Below are 15,478 nucleotides of genomic sequence, written 5' to 3' on the forward strand. Positions count from 1 at the left end.
AGTCATCTCGCCTGCTCCTTTTTGTTTCGATTTATTCGGGTACATCCGTTATCTCAATCGTCAATAATCGTAGGCCAAAATTCGTTCAAAGTTATTTATTTGTATAATTTTGTAACTTAAGTCCTCCCACTAACGTATCATCTCTTGGTAATCTTGTCTAAATTCCTAAAATTAGGGAGGATTTTGAATGTGGGCTGCAATTGGTGCTTTGAGTATTGTGGGAATGATTTTACTTTTCGTCATCGGGTTAATCATGTTGCTTAGAAAGAAAAAAGCCCGATCTTTTTTCGTAGGAGCTCTCGTCTGCCTTGTTCTAATGATTGTCTCTATGGTCGCAACGCCTTCCAAAGATAAGACAGCAGACGCTGCTGTAACGTCGACCCCAGTCACTTCGCCGTCAGCTACAAAAACCGTTGATCCAACTGCAAAAGCAAGTGAACCGGCTAAAGCAGCTAAACCAACGCAAACAGTAAAAGCAACAGCTTCTCCTACCAAGGCACCAGCTGCCACAAAAGAGCCTGAGAAGGAAGCCAAAAACGATCCTGAGATCACGAAGGCTGAATTTGATAAAATCGAGAATGGTATGTCCTATGAAGAGGTATCGAAAATAATTGGTGGGCCGGGTGAGATATTGTCGGAAGTCGGGCAAAAGGGTGATGATCTCTACACCGTCATGTACATGTATGAGGGGAAAGGTTCTATTGGGGCAAATGCCAATTTTATGTTCCAGAGTGGAAAACTCCAAATGAAAGCACAATTCGGTTTGGAGTAAGGTTATACTCGTTCAATGAAATTTTGATTTAGGGGAGCGAAGGGAAAATGAAAGGAAAAGGATTCTTGTTAGGGGCACTCGCAATCTGCCTCACGATGGTGGTAGCGGGATGCGGGGACAGCAGCAAAAAAGAAGCAACAAATGCTACGGCAAAGACACAGGCAACGGAAAAAGCGAGTGCAGTGCCGGTAACCGCGACGGACAGCAGCTCAGCCACGACAACACCAAAAGCAACAAAAGCACCGGAAAAGAAGAAAAAACTGACGAAAGACGAACAGGTTGCGCTGGATTACTTCAACATCTACATAAACAGCTCGGATACAGAAGCACGAGCCAAGTTTGTGGAAGAGCAGGTGGTTGACGAGATGAAGCCTCTCTTTCAGCTATCGGACGGGTCAGTAGCGGATGAAAGCGAAAAAATGCCGTCCCCCGAAGTCAAGGGCAATATCCGCTATACGGGCGACGGAACACTAGACGGCCGTGCCATCTTAATTTCCAATTCCGAAGGCAAAGAGGCCATCGTAATCACTTCCGACGGCAAATACATGATCACGCTATTTCCGGATGTAGAAATGACCAAGGAAACGTATGATCTGGCGAGAAAACAGTTCAAATCATAATAAACATAACCTAAGCGAAGCCGTCTAGCCCATCTGGGATAAACGGCTTTTTGTTGAACCAATAAACCGCTGAGATTCTTTTGGATTGACAATAGAACATAGTGGAACTAGAATAACGTTATTCAATTGATTAATTGAATTATTGATTAAACGAGGTGACAATGAGATGAGCACAGAACGAATGTGGAAAGATCAACTGTATCTAGAGTTTGCCCGTGTTGGAAAAAGTCTTTCCAGTCCTAAACGGTTGGAAATCCTTGATCTGCTGTCACAAGGGCCAAAATCCGTTGATGTTTTGTCCAAAACAACCGAAATGAGCATAGCGAACGTGTCCCAGCATTTGCAGACGCTGCTTGAAGCGCGTTTGGTCCGTTTTACTAAGAAAGGCACCTTTGTCATCTACGAGCTTGCCGACCCGGCCATCTCTGACTTTATGCTCTCTCTGCATAGTGTCTGTGAGAAACAATTAATCGAAATTAGGCGAATTAAGGCAGAATTTCTTCAGCATAACGGAAGTGCCGAACCCATCCAGCTGGATGTTTTATTGGAACGTATGGAACGTGGAGAGGTCATTCTTTTGGATGTTAGACCAAAGGATGAATACGAAACGGATCATATCCCAGGCGCAATCTCGATTCCCATTGAAGAATTGGAAAAGCATCTCTCTTCGCTGCCGACCGGCAAAGATATCGTCGCCTATTGCCGCGGCCCTTATTGCCTGATGTCTTCCGAAGCTGTTGAGATCATGAAAACGAGAGGCATAAATGCTCACCGTTTAAACGAAGGTGTTCACGAATGGCGGCAATTTACAGAGCATCTTCAATAATCGCGGCGGAGGTACCGTGTAATGAAACTAGGCATCATTTTAGAAACCAAAGAACCCGAAAAAGCTTGGAATGCTTTCAGATTCGCCAATACTTCATTAAAGCGTCAGCATGAAGTGAAGCTATTTCTCATGGGTGAAGCTGTTGAGTGCGAATCGATTAATGCTCCAAAATATAACGTGGTAGATGAGCTCAAAAAGTACTCTGATCTTAATGGAGTCCTATATGCTTGCGGTACCTGCTTAAAGTCCAGAATGTTGGACGAGCAAACTTCGTGCCCCATTTCCACAATGAACGATTGCGTGGAAATCGTGGAGTGGGCGGATAAGGTGATAACTTTTTAACGATGAAGGAAGGTGGTAATGTACGATGACTCGTGAATCCAAGGGTGGAATCAAAAGTCGTATAACGGATATAAGTTCCTATGTTGATTCTCCCGAGGCTCTTGGCCACTTATATAAACGAACGCTGTTCTTTGTCGTTCTTTCACAAATATTCGGAGGCGCGGGATTAGCGGCAGGTGTTACGGTCGGTGCTCTCCTTGCACAGGATATGTTAGGATCGGACAGTCTTGTCGGCCTCCCTTCTGCTTTGTTCACTCTTGGATCCGCAGCAGCGGCACTGCTCGTTGGACGACTTTCACAACGTTTTGGAAGGCGTTTGGGATTAGCGGCAGGATTTTTAACAGGCGGTATTGGAGCTATTGGAGTAGTCATTGCTGCGGTTACCGATCAAATTTCACTTTTATTTCTTTCACTACTTATCTATGGCGCTGGTACTGCTACCAACTTACAAGCACGATATGCGGGTACGGATATTGCAAAAACAACGGAAAGAGCAAGAGCTATCAGTATTGCCATGGTTTCAACTACAGTCGGTGCGGTAGCAGGCCCGAACCTGGTTGCTCCTTTGGGCAGGTTCGCTTTGTCCATTGGCATTCCGGCTCTGGCCGGCCCTTTCCTTCTTGCAGCGGCAGCCTATATTCTTGCAGGGCTTGTGCTTCTGGCATTCCTTCGACCCGATCCTTTTATTGTTGCGAAAGCGATTGCCGCTGAAGCTCGGAAGACGGATTTGCCCGATCATCCGGTACATGAAATAGCCACAAATATTCGGTGGATCATAGTGGGAGCAACCATCATGATCTTAACTCAAATCGTTATGCTCGCGATTATGACCATGACCCCAATCCATATGAAACATCATGGGCACGGTTTATCCAGCGTCGGTTTAGTTATTGGTGTTCATATCGGTGCAATGTACCTCCCCTCCCTTATTACCGGAGTTTTGGTAGACAAAGTGGGGCGAATGGCAATGTCCATTGCTTCCGGCGCTACTCTTCTCCTTGCAGGTGTTATTTCGGCAGTAGTACCCGGGACCTCCATGTTGGGCTTAACAATCGCGTTAGCATTGCTGGGACTTGGCTGGAATTTTGGATTGATCAGTGGAACTACTCTTATCGTAGATGCATCGTCTCCCTCTTCACGTGCAAAAACTCAGGGAACAATAGATGTCTTAATTGCACTAGCCGGAGCATCCGGCGGGGCGCTTTCGGGGATCGTTGTCGCGAACTCCAGCTATTCAATCCTGTCACTGGCAGGCGGCATTTTATCATTATTCCTTATTCCCGTAGTGATCTGGTCAATGCGACAACCAAAGCCAGTTGAACATACACTAAGCCAATGAGCTGAAACGAACATAATCGAAAGCCAGAGCAGCGAGTTAACTCCTGCTCTTTTTTATTTTTTTGAAAATGTTCAGACAACGACGAGCTAACCTTTTTTTCATCAGGTACCTTGCTATAAATATGTGTGCGATATATACTGTTTATAAAATAAACTGTGTATATAATACACGAAAAGGAGAGTTCCATGAAACCGACTAGCGTTATCGACATTTCCGGTTTGCGGAAAGGCTTCGGCGGCAAGACCGTTCTGGACGGCATTGATCTATCGGTGCCCGCTTGCACTGTCTTTGCCCTGCTTGGACCGAACGGAGCGGGGAAAACGACGCTCATCAACATCCTCTCGACACTCACAGCACCAGATGCCGGTACGGCAAGAGTTGCAGGATATGATGTCCGCTCCGAAAAAAACGCGGTCAAACGCTCCATCAGTCTTACGGGGCAATTTGCCGCCGTCGATGAAGGGTTGACCGCTGAGGAAAATCTGCGGATGATTTCCAGACTGTGCGGTTTGACCAAGGAGGAGGCTGTCAGCCGTACGAGAGAGCTGCTGAAACAGTTCGACTTGGAGACAAACGCCAAAAAGCTCGTCAAAACCTACTCCGGCGGCATGCGGCGTCGTCTGGATCTTGCTGTCAGCCTGGTAGTTGAGCGGCCGATCCTGTTCCTCGACGAACCCACAACAGGACTGGATACCATCAGCCGGCGTACCTTGTGGAACGCGGTGCTGGATTTGAAGCGGCGGGGCGTGACGATTTTTCTCACGACGCAGTATTTGGAAGAAGCCGAGCAGTTGGCTGACACCATCGCGGTCCTGGCAGGCGGCAGGATCGTCGCTCTAGGAACCGCAGCCGAATTGAAGGCGCGGGTCGGCCTCGAGCGCATCGAACTGCGAAATGAGGAAGATGAACTCATCCGAAGCGTTCCAACCGACGGCTCCATCGAAGATATACACCGTACCCTTGGAGAGCTTCTACCCACTGTCCCTCCGACCATCCGCATCGCCATCACCAAGCCCAGCATGGACGACGTCTTCATCTCCCTGACTGCAACATCCGCACAAACCATGACCGAGAAAGAAGGAGTTTCCTTATGAAAGCATTAATAGCCCCCACCGAACGCAAAATCTCCTTCGCCGCGACGGGTGCTGTCTTCATCGGCCGCAGCATCCGCCACAGCCTGCGCAATGCAGAGGCCATGATCATGACTATGATGCTTCCGGTCATGCTCATGCTGCTGTTCACCTACGTTTTCGGCGGCGCCTTCGACGAGAGCGGCCACTATGTCCAATATGTCGTGCCGGGCATCATCCTCCTCTGCGCCGGCTTCGGTTCGGCCTCAACGGCAGCGGATGTATGCCAGGACATGACCGGCGGCATTATCGACCAGTTCCGCACCATGCCCATCCGCTCTATGTTCGTCATTACCGGCCATGTTGTCGCCAGTCTGGCCCGCAATTCACTGGCTACCGGCGTCGTCATCGGCGTCGCCCTCCTCGTGGGGTTTCGCCCCGCCGCCAGTGCCGTGGAATGGATCGCGGCGGTAGGCATCATCCTCCTGTTCATCCTGGCTATCACCTGGCTTTTCGCCGCTATCGGACTTGTGGCCGGAAGTCCTGCCGCTGCGAGCAGTTACGGCTTCATTTTGCTCTTCCTGCCGTATCTCTCCAGCGCCTTCGTGCCCATCGAAACGATGCCGCACTGGCTGCAAGGCGTCGCTCGTCATCAGCCGATGACGCCTGTCATCGAAACTATCCGCGGACTGCTCTTAGGTAATCCTGTCTATGCACACGCCGGTGCCGCCATCATATGGTGCCTGGTGATCATCTTGATTTCCCTCATTTGGGGCACTTGGACTTTCAACCGGAAAGCGGCGCGCCGTTAACCGCATCCGCTCCCCCTTCCCATATGTCTAAAAAAACACAGCCCAAGCATATCCGCTTGAGCTGTGTTTTCGTTATTTTGCTGCAGACTGCTTCTGGTGCAAATAGTGCTCGATGCCGTCCAAAATCCGTTCCAAACCAAAATCAATATCGTTGCCGTACTGTTCCTCATTCTCCGGATCGTTTTCCCCCGTGTAGGTCCCCGACATGACGATAGGACTCAGATACGGAAACCGTTCCTTCGTCACCAGCCGTTTGATGGCTTCGCTGTAATCCAGTCCTTTTATCTCTTCGGGGGTCGTCCCGGCCATCATGGCTTTGTCGAAATCCCGCTGCATGATTCCAGTGGAACGGGCATATCCGCTAAGCAGAAGGACAAAGCTCAGCTTCTCATAATCGCTGAGGGGAAAATCCCGCATCGTCCGCATCACCCAATCGATGACCTGCATATTGTTCGGACCGAGAGGAACACCGGTTATGGGAATCTCGCTAAACCAAGGATGATCCCGAAACACCCCGATGCAAGCCCGCACATACTCGCGAAAGCTTTCGCGCCAGCCAGTTTCCGCCTCCAGCGGGGGAATGGGAATGAAGCAGACGGCATCCTGCATGAGCAGGAGCAGATCGTCTTTGCTGGAAATGTAACGGTAGAGCGACATCGTTGTAAAACCGAGGGAAGAGGCAACCCGGTTCATAGAAACCGCCGCCAGCCCTTCCTCATCGGCGATTTTCACCGCAGCCTCGACGATTTGCGGAATGCTCAGTTCCCCCTTGGGTCCTCTCTTCGCTTTTTTGGCCAGCCCCCAGCTCAGCGCAACTCCATTCGGCAGTCGTGCAAAAACATCCTCTTCCGTAAGACCGTTATCCTGCATTCTAAAGTCCCCCATCGCATCCTTGCATGCATCTATAACCTTATAAATAGTTTACACCATATACAGTATTATATACAATGCATGGCGAAAGACGGATGGCCGCGATAGCCCTCTATTAGAAAAATTCGTCCTCTTTAAAAATCGGCTTTATGCTCATTTCAAAAGAAAACTCGCTTTCGTTAAAACGGTACTTTTCTATCAGTTCCGGACCGCAGGAGTTGGAGCCGACGCCGCTCATTTTGTAATCCAGATGGACGAAGGTTTCTCTCGCTTTTGCCAGTTCATGTGAGTGGGTTGCCCGGGTCAGCTCTTCAACCGAGTAATGGGAAGCGCTGAAGCTAAAGCTTTGGGGAGCGCGGAAGGCGAGCCCCATCCCCAACTTATTCGAGATAATTGCCCATTCGGTTCCGTAGCGGGAGCCGTTCTCCTGAGGCATGATATAGTCCTCAAACATCTCATCCACCTGCAAAAGATAGCGTCCCTTACGTACGCTCCGCCGCTTGTCGACGTAACTTTCATGGGGGCCGTACCCATAATATTCGACTTCTTCGGTGCCCGGAGGCATCGTGAGAACGAGGCCGAACCGCGGCAAGTACGGAAGTCCCTGACGGGGCTTGGCGTCGGTTTTATGGCCGATGACACCGGCGCTGTCCACGCTCCATACGGTTTCTCCGTGCAGCAGCGGATCGTTGATATGACCGCCAAGAGAGAACTGTACCTTGATCTCGACGCTGTCGTTTTCCTTCTGCTTCCAGTTGCATGCGTAGTTCTTCATCCCGATGCGGTCGAAACCCGCTTCCTGCCACATCTTTTTCACATACATATCATTATCTGTAGGAGCGCGCCAAATCGAGAAGGCGGCAGGAACGGCCAGCATTTCCACTCCGTTTTTGGCGATGCTGACAATAGTGCCGTCATACAAGTCAAAGACATAGCGGAAATCGAAACCGTCCAAGATGAGCTGCGTACCGTCCTGGCTAACGGACAGAGGCCGCCCAACCGCCGGAATAGCAGCAGACTCAGCAGGCACGGCCGATATCGCACTCGGCAATTCAAACTGGGCAAAAGCCAGCTCATGGCCCTGAGGTGCCCAGCGGGTTTCCTCTTTCGTGCGGAAAGACAAAGTGAGAACAGGCGATTTGCGGCATTTCACCGCATCATATGGCAGTTGAAGGCTCAATGAACCGTGGGGCGCCGCCGTAAGCTCCCAAACCTGCCCCTGCTTCGCAAGCTGCCCACTTTCTTCTATTTTCCAAATCAGATAGACGTGAGAGAGGCTGCTGAAATCGTAGAGGTTGGTCAGGCGGAGCTGCCCTTTCTCCAAATTCTCTGCATCCACCCGGATCGGCGCGATGACCTGTTTCAATTCCAGCAAGCCCGTATGGGGCTTCCGGTCCGGCGTAACCAGGCCGTCGATACAAAAGTTTCCATCATTGGGCTTGTCGCCGAAATCGCCGCCGTATGCGTAATAAGGAGTCCCGTCGGCGGTACGGGTCAATATGCCGTGATCGCACCATTCCCATACGCAGCCTCCCATCAGTTTCGGATAACGGTAGATGACATCCCAGTAATCCTGCAGATCTCCCGGCCCGTTGCCCATGGCATGGCTGTACTCGCATAGAAACAGCGGCTTCGTCTGCCCCGGATCGGCGGCGTATTCTTCCAAATAAGGGACGGAAGCGTACATGCGGCTCTCCAAATCCAGGCTCTCCACATTAGGGTTGCCTTTATAGCTAGGCGTACCGCCTTCATTGTGCACCAATCGGGAGGTGTCTCTCGAGCGGGTCCACTCCTGCATGGCGATATGATTGACGTCGTAGCCGGATTCGTTGCCCATCGACCACATAATGACGGCGGGATGATTTTTATCCCGCTCCACCATGCGAACCGCCCGGTCAAGAAAAGCTTCGCGCCACTCTGGATGCTTCGTCAACCGATGCAGCGCCCCTTCCGCCCAACCCAATGCGGAGCCCATGCCGTGGCATTCCAGGTCCGCCTCATCGATCACATAAAACCCGAACTCGTCGCACAAGCCGAGAAAACGCGGGTCGTTCGGGTAATGGGAGGTGCGGAACGTATTGATGTTGTGAGCTTTCATCAACTTTAAATCGTCGATCATATGCTGAAGGGGAATGGTCTGCCCCATCTCCGGGTGCGAGTCATGCCGGTTGACGCCTTTCAATTTCACGGGCTGCCCGTTAATCTTAAAAACGCCGCCCTCTACCTTGATCTGCCGGAACCCTACCGGAAAGACAAAGTGCTCATCCCCACAAGTGACTAGCAACCGATAAAGTACGGGCGTTTCCGCATTCCATAGATCTGGCCGATCAATGGCGAGCCGAATGCTGCCTTTACCGTCGACATGCGCTGCACCGCTATCCACGATATGTCCCGCCGTATCCTGAAGCTCCAACTGGATATCGACCGTTCCAAACGATTCCACTTCCACCAGCAACTCCGCCCGATCGAACCCATCCTTAAACTCCTGCTTGATGAACACGTCGCGGACATGCGATTGATCCCTTGCCAGTAAATAGACGTCCCGGAAAATTCCCGTGTACCGCCACAGGTCCTGATCTTCCAGATAGGTACCGTCGCACCATTTCAGCACCATGACCGCGATGCGGTTTTTGCCGGAACGCACATAATCCGAAATATTGAACTCAGCCGGTACCCGGCTTCCTTGACTGTAGCCTACGTAGTGTCCGTTTACCCACAGGTAGAAGCAAGAGTTGACGCCTTCAAAAACGATATACTTCTCTTTGCCTTCCCACATCTCCGCCATTTCGAACTCTCTTACATACACCCCGGCAGGATTAGCATCCGGCACATAGGGAGGATCGCAAGGAATCGGATAATTGACGTTCGTATAATGCAATTGGTCGTAGCCGCTTGTCTGCCAACAGGATGGAACGAGTAGTTTGTCCCAGTCGGACAGGTCTTTCCCTTCCCGGTAAAATCCGTCCTCCACCTCTTTTACACTGGCATGGTAGCGAAAGCTCCAACTGCCGTTCAACGTTTGATAATAAGGGGACCGCCCGCGTTTTCCTTCGCTAGCCGCAGCGGCATCTCCGTAAGGCACATAATACGCCCGCGCCGGTTCCCGGTTTTCGTGCAGAATCCCGGGATTCTCCCAAAGCTTCGGAACCGAAATCATCCAACCCTCTCCTTTGCCCTTTTGTACACGCACTCATTATAATCGTGCTATACTGGTCGGGAACAGATTCCGAAAGCGACATGCTCTAGTACAAAATAGACATCGTTGGAAAATGATAAACAAGAATAACGAGGAGCTCCTCCACATGAAGCTGCTTGCACTCCGAACCAATCTGGATCAAGGCGGGTATCAAGGTTTGCCTTTAACTGTATACACCGTAGGAACAGAAAAGCAACCACCGATGACGCGGCTCACCGGTTTCTCGGCCATGCAGCTTTTGGTCACCTCATCCGGCTCCGGGAGATTCCGCCACTTCGGGCAGGAGAAATGGGACATCATCACATCAGATCAGGTGCTGTACATCCCGGAAGGCATTGCCCACGAGTATGAACCGATAGGCGACGAACCTTGGATGGTCGGCTTTGTCTCCTTCAAGGGGAACGGGGAATGCTGGGGCTTCTCTCATCAACCTTTTTTGCTCGAAGTGGAGAGCACCGCCCGCCTATTTGAATATATTGAACAAATTTGGTCCATCTCTGGGCCGAATCATGACCTGTGGACGGCTTCCGGGCAGCTTTACGTGTTCCTGGCCGAACTTCGCCGGTTGTCTTTTTCAAAGGAAAATAACGCCATCCAAAGGGACGGTGACGCATCGGAATACCGCAGTTCCATCGTGCAGCGGGCTACCCGGTTTATGCAGGACCACCTTTTCCGCCAATTGACCATCGCAGATTTGTCCGAGCAAATCGGCTACTCGCAAAAACAGATGACCCGTCTTTTTCTCCACGCTTTCGGGACTACTCCGCTGCAATATTTAAAACAAATGCGTCTTGATAGCGCCGCCGTTCTTCTGGAGGAGCGCCCCAATCTCCCCGTGCAGCAAGTTGCCCGCCAGGTCGGCATGGAACCGGTCTATTTCTCCCGTATGTTCCGCCGAGAATATGGCATCACCCCAAGCCAGTACCGGAGTAAAAAGATAACCGATGCGCAGAATGGCAAGCTCTAGCAATTCGTTTGCGCAAAACAATCAACCGTGGTAATCTCTAACGTAGAAATCATCACCTATTTTTTTGTTGATGTGACTTTTGCCTCAGTCAAAAGAGATAAAGAGAATCTACAATGAATAAGATTTAAACAGCCATTCCATGCAAGAGGGGGAGAACTCCCATGTCCAATACCGCAAAGCCGCTCGTAACCGATATCGAATTGTTCGCGGCAGCCTTGCTCCGGCGAAGAATTTTGGTCGTTCAGCGCACTAATAACGTCATTCTTTTATATCCCGGCATTATCGAAAAATATGACGAGGATACCGTCTGCGTCAGCGGCTCCTGTTATAAACGCAGCGAGTGCAGCTTCCAAATCGCGTAGTTCCGCCATCCTGTACAAATGAAAGGCTCCCCTCCGGTTGCACGGAGAGGAGCCTTTTTACTTTAGAAGAAAGATAAATCATACATTCGCTGATCTGCGCCATGCCATGAGCAGCTCGGCTTCCTTCACCTCGGAGAGCCCCGCTTTGCGGGGAGTTCCCACTGGCCGGGACAAGTCCCAGTTTAGCGTATCCCGCAACGTCTCGGCCAGCGGCCGGAAGACGAGTCCGTCACTCCGCGCCTTTTCGCCATTTACGGCCTGCATGCCAAGGGCATCCGCCGTTATTTCTTCCGCGGGAATCCAAAGCGGCATCTCCTGCCAGGGACCAAGCCCCTTTTCCAGCAAGAATGCCTCATCCTCCACCCAGGCAAGGGGAGCGTCCGGATTCAATTCCTCGCGGGCAGTCTCTAAAAAAGTCCGCATGGTAAGCGGCTGCTCCGGGCCGACAGCATTGTATACGCCCGTTTTCTGCTGCGCCGTCAGGTCCAACATCCATTCCGCTAAATCCCTGGCGTCGATGAATTGCACCGGCGCGTCGGGACGGCCCGGGGCCAGAAACTCTCCCCCTTTGCGGATACGCCGTGGCCAGTAGGTAAAGCGGTCAGTCGGATCGTAAGGCCCGACGATCAGACCAGGCCGAATGATCAGCGCGTCGCCGGGAAAAGCCGCTAAGACCTCTTGCTCGCAAAGAGCCTTCAAGGCGCCGTAGTGCTTCCCCACATCCTCCGAGCCCACCTCATCCAGATGCTGCAAGGGAGCACCCTCCGCGACGCCCGGCAGGCTCAAGTCCGCATACGCCGACACGGAAGAGACGAAAACATAGCGTTCGACCTGACACGCCAAAAGCTCGGCGGACTCTTTCACGACCCGCGGAACGTAGCCGGATGTGTCGATGACGGCATCCCACTTGCGTCCCCTGAGCCCCTCGAGACCTCCGTCCCGGTCGCCGGTTATCTTTTCCGCTTGCGGGTACAGATCGGGGTTGCTTTTCCCCCTCGTAAACAACGTCACTTCGTACCCCCGCTGTAAAGCAGCCTCCGTCAAATGCCGCCCGAGAAAAGCCGTTCCGCCCAATAGAAGCAGTTTCATCCTACTCCTCCTCTCAACTTCCCTGCATGAAATCTCCCTTCCATTTAATAACATGAGCGGAAGGAAAGTAAAGCCGCCGCAGAGCGGACAGACATGTTTCCCCAGCATTCCGCATACCTTACCAATAAAAACGCCTATGCCGTCGATTGCCCGTCCTTCGGCTGCATCGGCAGAAAGGATGGAGAGATTATGTGTGGAATTACCGGCTGGCTGGACTATCAAAAAAACTTGACTCAGCACTCAGAGACCTTGCTCAATATGACGGAAACGCTGGCGGCCCGCGGCCCCGATGCTTCCGGGACGTGGATTACCGCCCATTGCGCTTTGGGCCACCGACGGCTCAGCGTCATCGACCCGGAAAACGGCGCGCAGCCGATGACCCGAATATACGGAGATTATCATTATACTATCGTTTATAACGGCGAGCTGTACAACGCCCTGGAGCTGCGCAAGGAACTGGAGGACAGAGGACATCGCTTCCGCACCCATTGCGATACGGAAGTGCTGCTGATCTCTTTTGTGGAGTGGGGAAGGGGCTGCCTGGACCGGTTGAACGGCATCTTCGCTTTCGCTATTTGGGATGAAAATGAAGAGAATCTGTTTCTGGCGAGGGATCGGCTGGGAGTAAAGCCGCTCTTTTATTCATTTTATAAGGGGGTTTTCCTCTTCGGCTCCGAGCCGAAAGCAATTCTCGCCCACCCCGACTTCCCGGCGGAAATCGACCGCGAAGGACTGGCAGAGATCTTCGCCCTGGGACCCGCCCGGACTCCCGGTCACGGGGTTTACCGCAACCTGGAAGAGCTGAAGCCCGGCCACTTCCTTGTCGCCGACCGGAACGGCATCCGCAAAGACGCCTATTGGCGGCTTATCAGCAAGCCCCATGAGCACAGCGTGGACCAAACCGCCGCACACCTGCAGGACTTGCTCCGGGATACGGTAGAGCGTCAGCTCGTCTCCGATGTACCCGTATGCACCCTGCTCTCCGGCGGCCTCGATTCCAGCGCTCTCACCGCTCTCGCCGCTGCTTATTATAACCGGGAAGGGCAGGGCAGGGTGCCGACTTTTTCAGTGGACTATGTGGATAACGACAAACATTTTACCGCCAGCGCCTTCCAGCCCAACGCCGACGCCCCTTGGATCAAGCGGATGAGTGATTATCTGGATACGGTGCATCACGCCGTTCAATTCGATACCCCGGAACTGACCGAAGCGCTGACGGAAGCAGTGCTGGCCCGGGATCTGCCGGGAATGGCCGATGTGGACGCCTCCCTCTATCTCTTTTGTAAAGAGATCAAGAAACTGGCGACAGTGGCGGTATCGGGCGAGGCAGCCGACGAAATTTTTGGTGGATACCCCTGGTTCCACCGGGAAGAATCCCTTACCGCCAACACCTTCCCTTGGTCGCTGAAAATGCAAACCCGCGTCGATGTACTCCATCCCGAAATCCGCGATTTGATCCAACCGGAACAGTATGCCGCAGAACGCTATGCCCAGGCGTTGGCGGAAGTGCCGCACTTGGCGGGAGAAAACGCCGATGAACGGAGGATGCGGGAAATCTCCTATCTGAACATCACCCGTTTCATGCCAACGCTCTTGGACCGCAAAGACCGGATGAGCATGGCGGTAGGGTTGGAGGTGCGGGTGCCCTTTTGCGACCACCGGTTGGTGGAGTACGTCTGGAACATACCATGGGAGATCAAAACGGCAGGCGACCGGGAAAAAGGCATTTTACGCAAGGCGCTGAAAGGCGTACTGCCGGAAGATGTTCTGACCCGCAAGAAGAGTCCTTATCCCAAAACCCATAATCCTTCCTATACGGCATCGGTTAAAAAATGGGTGCTGGACATTCTCGACGATTCCTCGTCGCCCCTCTTGCCCTTGATCGACACTGCCTATGTATGCAAACTGGCAGAATCGTCAGTCGATGACCGCATCGTTCCCTGGTTCGGCCAGTTGATGTCCGGCCCGCAATTGTTCGCTTACTTGGCCCAGGTGGATACCTGGCTGCGGATGTATAAAGTGGCGGTCAAATAAGCGGTAAATGCAAAATCCCCGGCAGGCTATTTGCCGGGGATTTTTTTCGGCAGCCCGCGTTTGGCCGCTTGACTAAAAAGATCCTGATCAAGGGCTCGACCCTCATTCCCTGCTACATTCACCCCTTACTCCATCCTTCATTCATGCTGTCCGCTTCCCTTCTCCATTTCACTGGAGGAAACGGGCGGCATATCCGCTTCCGGTGTGACAATCGTTGATATCTTTCTCAGCCGCCGCCCGTCCCCTGGTTGATTACCGGCATATTTTTGCATCTGCTCGCGAATCGTCTGCAGCAAATCGCTGTATTCCTCATCGTTCAGGTTTAATTGAACTTGGCGAAAACTAACGCCATCCTGCAGCAGATGGTAATGCTCCTGATCAAGATAAGAGCCGAAGTCGCCAATCAACAGCCCGACGAACTTCTGAAACATTTCCATATGGACGTCAGCGGAAGTTTCGGTATAATCATTTACTTGCAGATCCGAACCGTTTGGCGCTAAAGTATAAACCTTTTCAATGGTTCCCCGGTTTTTCCGCTCTGCCACCACTTCCAGAATCCCTGCATTCACCAACTGGTTCAAATGCCGGTACATCGTGGCTTGAGGAATATTCCCCATAAATTCCGCAAGCTGCAAGGGCGTCTGCATGCCTCCGGTAATGAACGCTTGAATGATTTTCATCCGGACGGGATGAAGAAGGGCGTCTGCTCTGGATCGTGTCATGTAAAAACCCCCAAGCCATTATCATTATCGATAATGATAATATATTCGCTTTTCCATATTTCGTCAACCTTATCTTGGAAAAAAATATCTCTCGGCGCGGTTTGCACACCGAGAGACTCTCGTTAACTATGAAAAATAGTTGCTCCGAGCGGACTGAACCTATTCCATTGCTTCCAGCAGCATGCCCATCGCCTTGGCCCGATGGCTGATGCGGTTCTTCTCTTCCATGGACAGCTCTGCCATCGTGCGGCCGAATTCAGGCAGATAGAATAGCGGGTCGTAGCCGAATCCGCCATCCCCCCGGGGGTGAGAAGCGATATAGCCCGGGCACGTTCCCTCCACTTGCACGATATGCCCCGTCCCGGGAACATACAGGGTCAGGTTGCATACGAATTCCGCCGGGCTGAATACATCAACCGCTTCGCCGCCACTGCCGCTCGTAGCTTCCATGCGCCGC

Annotated in this window: 15 protein-coding genes; 10 read left to right on the forward strand and 5 right to left on the reverse strand. The window is 52.0% G+C overall.

From position 1 onward, the window contains the following. Window positions 1-187: 187 nt before the first annotated feature. The 7 genes from TJ79_RS26635 to TJ79_RS10045 all read left to right on the forward strand — a co-directional run bounded on the left by TJ79_RS26635 (window position 188) and on the right by TJ79_RS10045 (window position 5,781). Window positions 188-772 carry a DUF3862 domain-containing protein gene (locus TJ79_RS26635; protein WP_238322927.1) on the forward strand — a complete coding sequence of 195 codons (585 nt, stop codon included), beginning with the start codon at window positions 188-190 and terminating at the stop codon, window positions 770-772. A 47-nt stretch (window positions 773-819) separates the two neighbouring features. Further along, window positions 820-1,392: a hypothetical protein gene (locus TJ79_RS10020; RefSeq protein ID WP_040950170.1), complete on the forward strand. Its 573-nt coding sequence runs from the start codon at window positions 820-822 to the stop codon at window positions 1,390-1,392. Window positions 1,393-1,573: 181 nt separating this feature from the next. Beyond that, window positions 1,574-2,218, forward strand: a complete 645-nt coding sequence (locus TJ79_RS10025; RefSeq protein ID WP_238322928.1) for an ArsR/SmtB family transcription factor — start codon at window positions 1,574-1,576, stop codon at window positions 2,216-2,218. Window positions 2,219-2,239: 21 nt separating this feature from the next. Next, the gene (locus TJ79_RS10030; protein WP_040950172.1) at window positions 2,240-2,560 is read left to right on the forward strand and encodes a DsrE/DsrF/TusD sulfur relay family protein; all 321 of its coding nucleotides are present in this window, start codon (window positions 2,240-2,242) and stop codon (window positions 2,558-2,560) included. A gap of 25 nt (window positions 2,561-2,585) precedes the next feature. Further along, window positions 2,586-3,899, forward strand: a complete 1,314-nt coding sequence (locus TJ79_RS10035; RefSeq protein ID WP_052339450.1) for an MFS transporter — start codon at window positions 2,586-2,588, stop codon at window positions 3,897-3,899. 185 nt (window positions 3,900-4,084) lie between these two features. After that, complete coding sequence (locus tag TJ79_RS10040) at window positions 4,085-4,993, forward strand: ABC transporter ATP-binding protein (RefSeq protein WP_040950173.1); 909 nt, start codon at window positions 4,085-4,087, stop codon at window positions 4,991-4,993. After that, complete coding sequence (locus tag TJ79_RS10045) at window positions 4,990-5,781, forward strand: ABC transporter permease (protein ID WP_040950174.1); 792 nt, start codon at window positions 4,990-4,992, stop codon at window positions 5,779-5,781. The genes TJ79_RS10040 and TJ79_RS10045 overlap by 4 nt, the downstream gene beginning before the upstream one ends. 72 nt (window positions 5,782-5,853) lie before the next feature. Here the strand turns inward: TJ79_RS10045 and TJ79_RS10050 are convergent, their stop codons facing one another. Both TJ79_RS10050 and TJ79_RS10055 read right to left on the reverse strand, forming a co-directional pair. Further along, window positions 5,854-6,651, reverse strand: a complete 798-nt coding sequence (locus TJ79_RS10050; RefSeq protein WP_040950175.1) for a TetR/AcrR family transcriptional regulator — start codon at window positions 6,649-6,651, stop codon at window positions 5,854-5,856. 115 nt (window positions 6,652-6,766) lie between these two features. Next, window positions 6,767-9,808 (reverse strand): glycoside hydrolase family 2 TIM barrel-domain containing protein, encoded by a 3,042-nt coding sequence (locus tag TJ79_RS10055; protein ID WP_040950176.1) that lies wholly within the window; start codon window positions 9,806-9,808, stop codon window positions 6,767-6,769. Window positions 9,809-9,953: 145 nt separating this feature from the next. Here TJ79_RS10055 and TJ79_RS10060 point away from each other — a divergent pair, with 145 nt between their 5' ends. Both TJ79_RS10060 and TJ79_RS10065 read left to right on the forward strand, forming a co-directional pair. Next, window positions 9,954-10,814 (forward strand): helix-turn-helix domain-containing protein, encoded by an 861-nt coding sequence (locus TJ79_RS10060; RefSeq protein ID WP_040950177.1) that lies wholly within the window; start codon window positions 9,954-9,956, stop codon window positions 10,812-10,814. Window positions 10,815-10,975: 161 nt separating this feature from the next. Further along, window positions 10,976-11,176, forward strand: coding sequence for a hypothetical protein (locus TJ79_RS10065; RefSeq protein ID WP_040950178.1), 201 nt, complete (start codon window positions 10,976-10,978; stop codon window positions 11,174-11,176). A 78-nt stretch (window positions 11,177-11,254) separates the two neighbouring features. Here the strand turns inward: TJ79_RS10065 and TJ79_RS10070 are convergent, their stop codons facing one another. Beyond that, window positions 11,255-12,265, reverse strand: a complete 1,011-nt coding sequence (locus TJ79_RS10070; RefSeq protein ID WP_040950179.1) for an NAD-dependent epimerase/dehydratase family protein — start codon at window positions 12,263-12,265, stop codon at window positions 11,255-11,257. Window positions 12,266-12,454: 189 nt separating this feature from the next. Between TJ79_RS10070 and asnB the strand changes: the two genes are divergently transcribed. Next, window positions 12,455-14,299 carry an asparagine synthase (glutamine-hydrolyzing) gene (gene asnB, locus TJ79_RS10075; protein ID WP_040950183.1) on the forward strand — a complete coding sequence of 615 codons (1,845 nt, stop codon included), beginning with the start codon at window positions 12,455-12,457 and terminating at the stop codon, window positions 14,297-14,299. A 137-nt stretch (window positions 14,300-14,436) separates the two neighbouring features. Here the strand turns inward: asnB and TJ79_RS10080 are convergent, their stop codons facing one another. Together TJ79_RS10080 and TJ79_RS10085 are read right to left on the reverse strand one after the other, a co-directional pair. Next, complete coding sequence (locus tag TJ79_RS10080) at window positions 14,437-15,021, reverse strand: helix-turn-helix domain-containing protein (protein WP_040950180.1); 585 nt, start codon at window positions 15,019-15,021, stop codon at window positions 14,437-14,439. A 159-nt stretch (window positions 15,022-15,180) separates the two neighbouring features. Then, window positions 15,181-15,478, reverse strand: a 298-nt coding sequence (locus TJ79_RS10085; RefSeq protein WP_040950184.1) for a non-canonical purine NTP pyrophosphatase, incomplete at its 5' end; no start/stop codon positions are given.

Source organism: Gorillibacterium massiliense, assembly GCF_000455485.1.
GTDB classification, from domain to species: domain Bacteria; phylum Bacillota; class Bacilli; order Paenibacillales; family NBRC-103111; genus Gorillibacterium; species Gorillibacterium massiliense.

Coding starts and splice junctions, on each gene's coding strand:
- TJ79_RS26635 (WP_238322927.1), top strand. CDS start 188: ATGTGGGCTGCAATTGGTGCTTTGAGTATTGTGGGAATGATTTTACTT.
- TJ79_RS10020 (WP_040950170.1), top strand. CDS start 820: ATGAAAGGAAAAGGATTCTTGTTAGGGGCACTCGCAATCTGCCTCACG.
- TJ79_RS10025 (WP_238322928.1), top strand. CDS start 1,574: ATGTGGAAAGATCAACTGTATCTAGAGTTTGCCCGTGTTGGAAAAAGT.
- TJ79_RS10030 (WP_040950172.1), top strand. CDS start 2,240: ATGAAACTAGGCATCATTTTAGAAACCAAAGAACCCGAAAAAGCTTGG.
- TJ79_RS10035 (WP_052339450.1), top strand. CDS start 2,586: ATGACTCGTGAATCCAAGGGTGGAATCAAAAGTCGTATAACGGATATA.
- TJ79_RS10040 (WP_040950173.1), top strand. CDS start 4,085: ATGAAACCGACTAGCGTTATCGACATTTCCGGTTTGCGGAAAGGCTTC.
- TJ79_RS10045 (WP_040950174.1), top strand. CDS start 4,990: ATGAAAGCATTAATAGCCCCCACCGAACGCAAAATCTCCTTCGCCGCG.
- TJ79_RS10050 (WP_040950175.1), bottom strand. CDS start 6,651: ATGCAGGATAACGGTCTTACGGAAGAGGATGTTTTTGCACGACTGCCG.
- TJ79_RS10055 (WP_040950176.1), bottom strand. CDS start 9,808: ATGATTTCGGTTCCGAAGCTTTGGGAGAATCCCGGGATTCTGCACGAA.
- TJ79_RS10060 (WP_040950177.1), top strand. CDS start 9,954: ATGAAGCTGCTTGCACTCCGAACCAATCTGGATCAAGGCGGGTATCAA.
- TJ79_RS10065 (WP_040950178.1), top strand. CDS start 10,976: ATGTCCAATACCGCAAAGCCGCTCGTAACCGATATCGAATTGTTCGCG.
- TJ79_RS10070 (WP_040950179.1), bottom strand. CDS start 12,265: ATGAAACTGCTTCTATTGGGCGGAACGGCTTTTCTCGGGCGGCATTTG.
- asnB (WP_040950183.1), top strand. CDS start 12,455: ATGTGTGGAATTACCGGCTGGCTGGACTATCAAAAAAACTTGACTCAG.
- TJ79_RS10080 (WP_040950180.1), bottom strand. CDS start 15,021: ATGACACGATCCAGAGCAGACGCCCTTCTTCATCCCGTCCGGATGAAA.